General features: G+C 45.2%; 1 protein-coding gene. It reads right to left on the bottom strand.

Annotated features, from left to right (window positions below):
* Window positions 1–130: 130 nt before the first annotated feature.
* On the bottom strand, window positions 131–1,275 hold a 1,145-nt coding region (locus tag FC75_RS03810), incomplete at its 5' end, for an IS110 family RNA-guided transposase (RefSeq protein ID WP_056989169.1).

The following is a 1,275-nucleotide window of genomic DNA, read 5'->3' as shown; positions in this document are numbered from 1 at the left end:
AGGTCTTGTAGGATTCTGTATCAAGGTAGTTGGGGCCGCTAACGGTCGTCACTTTTTTGGTAAGCTAAATAAGCTTCGCCTGCTTGCTTTAAAAATGTGGTGGTTTGAACTACTATACGAATGTAGGAGCTTAAGACTCCGGGCTAATAGTGGACTTCGAGTCCGTGTATCGGTAACGATACTTTGTGCCCGCCATGACCATGGCGTATAGGCATTTCAGTGTCTTGTTCATGCAAGCCACGATGGCAACCTTATCTCGCTTCGGGATAGGTTGCTTTTTTAGTTGGTAGTAATAATCGACAATGTGATTGGGCGCGGCGGCTTGTTGGCGAATCATGTTTTTGACGATCAGATAAAGCAATGCACGGGCGTGAGGATTACCACGCTTGTTGATATGGTCTTGGCGCTGATACTTGCCAGATTGATAGCGATTCAAATCGATACCGACATACGCGTTGACTTGATTGGCATTATCAAAGCGAAGAATATCTCCAATTTCACCAACTAATTGAGCTGCCGATAACGCCCCGATACCAGGCATGGACTGATAGATCTGAAATTGTGCCAACGGCTCTGCGGTTGTGTTCATTTGTTCGCGCAGTATGTCTTCTTGCTTAGTCAACCCGATTAACTGGCGGCAATAATATTGCACTTCTTGGACTTGAATACTGTCGGAATCAGCGGCTGGATAACTATCTTTGGCATAACCAATCAGCTTCTCTGCGTATTTTAAGCCTTTAGCTTTGGACAGCTTCTTATCCGTTTCATTCATCAGCTTGTTCTTTAAGCAAGTACGTGAGATATGCCGTACAAAGTCTGGATGCGGAAACAGTAAGATCACGTTTAGCGCAAGCTTCGAAACTCGAGAACTAAAGAGCTTCTCCACTTCTGGAAAGGTCTGTTGGAGCGCAGTATAAAGCTTTAATCGGGTTAATTTGATATCATTCATAACCTGTTGGTAGAAACGATTTAACTGGCGTAACTGCTCATATTCTGGCCTCCAAGGTGTAGTCAGCCGATATTGATGATGCATCACAGACAAAGCGATTCTGTGGGCATCTTTTTGATCCGTCTTCACCCGTCGCAAAGTCTCTGAATGTAGATGTAACTCTAGCGGGTTCAATCGTCCATACCGCAATTGATGGTCTTGGCAGAAGCGTACCAGCGGCTGAGAATAGATGCCTGTGGCTTCAAAATAAACGACTGGGTCGTTGGCTTGCTTGATCATCTGATCCAGCTGTGCGAAACCGATCTGATTGTGCAAGCACTCAAACT

The organism is Lacticaseibacillus camelliae DSM 22697 = JCM 13995 (assembly GCF_001436615.1).
In the GTDB taxonomy this organism is placed as follows: domain Bacteria; phylum Bacillota; class Bacilli; order Lactobacillales; family Lactobacillaceae; genus Lacticaseibacillus; species Lacticaseibacillus camelliae.
The sequence above is the reverse complement of the archived record's forward strand: the minus strand, read 5'-3'. Positions and strand labels throughout refer to the sequence as shown.